This window comes from Streptomyces sp. NPDC007162 (assembly GCF_040634175.1).
Lineage (GTDB): Bacteria > Actinomycetota > Actinomycetes > Streptomycetales > Streptomycetaceae > Streptomyces.
On sequence record NZ_JBEYFC010000624.1, the window covers coordinates 1 to 4,506 of the forward strand.

Sequence of the window (4,506 nt, forward strand, 5' to 3'; positions counted from 1 at the left end):
CTGGCGCTCCATCAGGTCGGTCTCGGAGATGACGCCGATGACCTTGTCGTCCTCGTCGATCACCGGCAGCCCGCTGATCCGGTGGCCGGCCAGCACCCGCGGGGGCCGGTCCGGCCGAACGGACCGGCCCCCGCGGTGCGTTACCCGGGGATCGGCTCACGGCGGAGTTATCGTCGCCGGGTGACAAGTCTTCGCGGAGGCAGTGATCACGGCGGCTCCACGGTGGAGCCCCACCCGCTCGTGTGCGCCCGCTGCGGCGCCCCGGCCGCCGACGGCCCCCGGCCCACCACCTGGACCTGTTCCGTGGAGAACGGCGTCCGCCGGTTCTTCTGCGACACCTGCTCCAGGGAGAACCTCCGAGCGATCGAGGGTCGGCTCGACTCGTCCTGGTGGTGAACACCTGGCCCCGGCCCGGGCAGGCTCCCCTCCCGCCTATGCCTCGCCGACCGCCTCGACTTCCTCGACTGCCTCGGCCTCTTCGGGCACGAACCCCGGCAGCCATGCCTCCAGTTCGTCCCGCAGCCGCACCGTCGCGCCGAGCTGGCACAGCACGCCGATGGTGCTCAGTGTCACCCGGTGGATCAGGAGGTAGGCAGGCGGCAGATTGAGCTGTTTGCCCAGCTGGTGGGCGGGGTTGCGGGGGTCGGCTATGCGGGCGGCCTGGCTGCGCATCCAGTTGCGGGTGAAGGTGAACTCGTCGGCCTGCGCCGGTTCGATGATCGGCAGCAGGTAGTCCAGGACGGCATCCGGGTCCAGCTCTATGGACTCCCTGACGAACCCCTCCGTGCGCAGCAGTTCGTAGACCGCCTCGGCATCACCGTCCAGCGTCATCCGCAGGGAGTCGCCGATCGGGGCGGGCAGCCCGCCCACGAGGCGGTCGACCGTGCCGAAGTCGAGCACACCGAGGCGCCACTTCTCCTCGTCCTCCGGCCCACCGGGCAGCAGACGGAAATTGCCCGGGTGCGGATCGGCGTGCAGCAGTCCGGTGCGGGCCGGGCCCGAGAACAGGAAGCGGGCCAGCAGCTGACCGGCCCGGTCGCGCTGCTCCTGGGTGCCGCCGGAGATGACCTCGGAGAGCGGTATCCCGTCGATCCACTCAGTGACCAGCACCTGGTCGCACTGGTGCACCACCGCGGGGACCACCACGTCGGGATCGTCCTCGAACTCCTCGGCGTGTGCCGCCTGGGCCTGCGCCTCCAGAGAGTAGTCCAGCTCCTCGGAGACCCGGTCGCGCAGCTCGGCGATCAGCGGCTTGATGTCCATGCCGGGGATCAGGGGACCCAGGAGGCGGGCGAAACGGCTCAATTGCCCCAGGTCGGACAGTAGTGCCTCGCCGGCTCCCGGGTACTGCACCTTGACCGCGACCACCCGGCCGTCGTGCCACACCGCCCGGTGCACCTGGCCGATCGAGGCGGCCGCCGCGGGCTTGTCCTCGAACTCCAGGAACAGCTCCCGCCAGTCCTCCCCGAGTCGCTCGGTGAGCACCGAGTGCACGGTGCGCGTCGGCATCGGGGGCGCGGCGTCCTGCAGTTTGGTGAGGGCCGCCCGGTAGGGGCCCGCGACCTCCTCCGGCAGGGCGGACTCGAAGACGGACAGGGCCTGTCCGAACTTCATCGCCCCGCCCTTCAACTCTCCGAGTACCTTGAAGAGTTGCTCCGCCGTGCGCTGTTGCAGCTCGCGGCCGACGATCTCCGCCGACTCGCCCACGATGCGCTTGCCCAGACCCCAGGTCGCGCGGCCGGCGAAGCCGAGCGGAAGCGCGGCGAGCTTGGCGGTCCGGGTGACCGCCTTCCGGGGAAGATCAGACATGCGCCCTCCAAGTCCCAGTCGGCCGCGCCGCGTCTGCCGCTTGTCGTCGCTCCGCCGACGGCCGTTGCACCACCATTGTCTCGTGCGGAGCGCCGTTGGTTGAGGTGTGTTCTCCCTCAGCTTTCTCCGCCGCTCCGCACGGACACGAGGGATGCGGCCGGACCGGCCGTGCGTGCCAGTGCAGAGCCGGCGAGGACGCCTCCCAGCGCACCCCCGTACCGGACGGCGACTCGCCGTCGAGGAAGGCCAGGGCGTGCGCGGCGGCCAGCCCGGCCACGGCCGCCGCCAGCGTCAGATCACACGCTCCCACCCGCCTGGCCTGCCCGGAACCCCACTGGGCGACCAGACGCGGCCAGGCCGGGTCCCGGTCCGTGCGGTGCTCGTGCAGACAACGGGCGCAGCCGGTCCCGCCAGGCAGGACGAGCGGGCCGACGCTGCCGGTCCCCTCCGCGACACCGGTGTAGAGGTGGGGAGTCCCCGAGGCCATCAGCGGCTCGGCGGCGCGGGCGCAGGGGGCGTGCACCAGGACGTCGTCGCGCGGGGCGATGATCACCAGCGTCAACCCGGGCTCCTCCGCGGCCCGACCCGGGCGGCGTGGTGGCCGGTCCGGGGCCGCCCGGCGCACCACCGCGCGGGCGGCCTCGGCGCGCCGTTCACCGACCGAATCCGCGGGCAGCCCGCCGGGCGCCACGTCCCACGGCTGGACGCGGCCCACGTCCCGCACGTCGACCTCGCCGACGCCCGCACCCGACAGCAGTGCGGCCAGCGTGACGCCCACCCGGCCCGCGCCCCGCACCTGCACCCGCAACGCCCGCCGGGCCGCCAGCCTGCCGATCGCGCCGCCCGGCTCCGAAGTGATCAGGGAGAGCGACGACAGATCCGGACCCAGCCGGTCCAGTACCCCCTTCTTCTCGCGCAGTGCCTGCGCCGCGGGCCCGCCGCCGCGTGCGTCGTCGACGAGCCCGGCCCGGGACAGCCGCTCGACCAGGGCGTCGACATGTCCGTCCGGCAGGTCCATGCGGCGCCCCTCCTCGCGCAGCAGGGCGAGCCCCCGGGCCCCGTCGAGCAGGTCCAGGAAGGTGCCGGTCGCCAGGTCCATCGGCCCGAGGGTCATGGCGTGCGCCGGAGTCATGCCGAACTGCACGGTGTTGAGATCGCGCCAGCCGCGCCGGAGCGCGGGCTTCACCAACGGATGCATGACAGGCCCCGTAACTGTCGAAAGGTCATGGAACATCCCCGTCCGTCGGCGCAGCCGGTCACGCTCCGCCGACGAGTGCCAGCATGCCCGGCCCGCTCGGCGGGCGCCGAAAGTTGTCCACAGGCGGTGGGTATTCGTCGTACAAATCAAACGCATGGTGGGGGATCGGAACCGAACCGTCCCGGACCCGGGACTTCCCCCGTGTGCAGCGGGTAACGTCGGGGCGTGCCCGCCGACCCACTGCACCGCGCCGGAAAGCCACAGCGCAGCACGACGAGCCAGCCGCCCAGCGGCCCGGGGGTGAGCGCGATCGAGGTTCGCAGGAGCGCCCGGCGCCGCCGGACCGTTTCCGCGTACCGCGAGGGCGATCGCACCGTCGTGCTGATCCCTGCCCGGATGTCCGAGGCGGAGGAGAAACGCTGGGTGACCGTCATGCTCAACAAACTCGCCGCCCAGGAGAGCAGGCGGGTGCTGGGCGACGCCGAACTCGCCGAGCGCGCCCAGCGGCTGTCGGACCAGTACTTCGACGGCAGGGCCCGCCCCGCATCGGTGCGCTGGGTCACCAACCAGAACACCCGCTGGGGTTCCTGCACCCCGGCCGAGGGCAGCATCCGTCTCTCGCACCGGCTCCAGGGCATGCCCGAGTACGTGGTCGACTACGTGCTCTGCCATGAGCTGGCACATCTGCTGGTGCCCGGGCACGGCCCCCGCTTCTGGCGGCTCCTCGATGCGTATCCGCGGACCGAGCGGGCCCGGGGCTACCTCGAAGGGGTGGTCGCCGCCGACCGGCTGCGGCCGGTGCCCGACGTGCGCGACGAGTGACACGCCCCGGCGGTACTCCCCTCGATGCCGCTGAACGCGGTTGTGTACCGGGTCTGTACCGACTTCGTCCGATGTCCGAGTTAGCCGTTAGCCTGGCGCGACGCACTCGCATTCGGGATGGGGGACGGTCGTAACGCATGGCCAGGGAATTCCAACGCGGCCACAAGGCCAGGATCAGTGACCTCACGGCCGGCACGGACCTGTACGTAGGGGTGCAGATCTCCGGGCCCGGTCTGACGTTCGACATCAGCTGCTTCGGCCTCGATGCCGACGAACGGCTCTCGGACGACCGCTACTTCGTCTTCTTCAACCAGCCGAAGTCCCCCGAGGAGTCCATCCAGCTGCTCGGTGCGCAGGCGGGCGACACGGAATCCTTCCGGATCACGCTGGACAGGGTCCCGCAGCAGATCCAGAAGCTGGCGTTCACGGCGACCATCGACGGCGCCGGGCAGATGTCGCAGGTCGCCCCCGGGTACCTCCGTATCGTCGCGGGCGGTGAGGAGGTGGCCAGGTACTCCTTCACCGGCTCGGAGTTCTCCACCGAACGCGCCGTGATGCTCGGTGACTTCTACCTGAAGGACGTGTGGCGCTTCGCCGCCGTCGGCCAGGGATTCGACGGCGGGCGGGGCCAGTTCGCGGACCCGGGCGACCAGGACGTCCTCGTAGTGCGAGCGGTC

General features: G+C 71.6%; 6 protein-coding genes. 3 read left to right on the top strand and 3 right to left on the bottom strand.

Annotation, left to right across the window (positions count from 1 at the left end; genetic code table 11):
* The coding region (locus ABZ646_RS40715) for a CBS domain-containing protein (protein ID WP_360531076.1) at positions 1-96 on the bottom strand (96 nt) is incomplete at its 3' end.
* Positions 97-180: 84 nt separating this feature from the next.
* Here ABZ646_RS40715 and ABZ646_RS40720 point away from each other — a divergent pair.
* Positions 181-396, top strand: coding sequence for a hypothetical protein (locus ABZ646_RS40720; RefSeq protein WP_360531062.1), 216 nt, complete (start codon positions 181-183; stop codon positions 394-396).
* 36 nt (positions 397-432) lie between these two features.
* Here the strand turns inward: ABZ646_RS40720 and ABZ646_RS40725 are convergent, their stop codons facing one another.
* Positions 433-1,809, bottom strand: coding sequence for an AarF/ABC1/UbiB kinase family protein (locus ABZ646_RS40725; protein WP_360531065.1), 1,377 nt, complete (start codon positions 1,807-1,809; stop codon positions 433-435).
* Positions 1,802-3,007 carry a TOMM precursor leader peptide-binding protein gene (locus ABZ646_RS40730; protein ID WP_360531067.1) on the bottom strand — a complete coding sequence of 402 codons (1,206 nt, stop codon included), beginning with the start codon at positions 3,005-3,007 and terminating at the stop codon, positions 1,802-1,804. Before ABZ646_RS40730 ends, ABZ646_RS40725 begins: the two co-directional genes overlap by 8 nt.
* A 225-nt stretch (positions 3,008-3,232) precedes the next feature.
* Between ABZ646_RS40730 and ABZ646_RS40735 the strand changes: the two genes are divergently transcribed.
* Together ABZ646_RS40735 and ABZ646_RS40740 are read left to right on the top strand one after the other, a co-directional pair.
* A complete protein-coding gene (locus ABZ646_RS40735) occupies positions 3,233-3,829 on the top strand; it encodes a M48 family metallopeptidase (RefSeq protein WP_360531070.1) in 597 nt (198 codons plus the stop codon).
* Positions 3,830-3,966: 137 nt separating this feature from the next.
* A partial coding sequence (locus ABZ646_RS40740) for a TerD family protein (RefSeq protein ID WP_360531073.1) occupies positions 3,967-4,506 on the top strand: 540 nt, incomplete at its 3' end.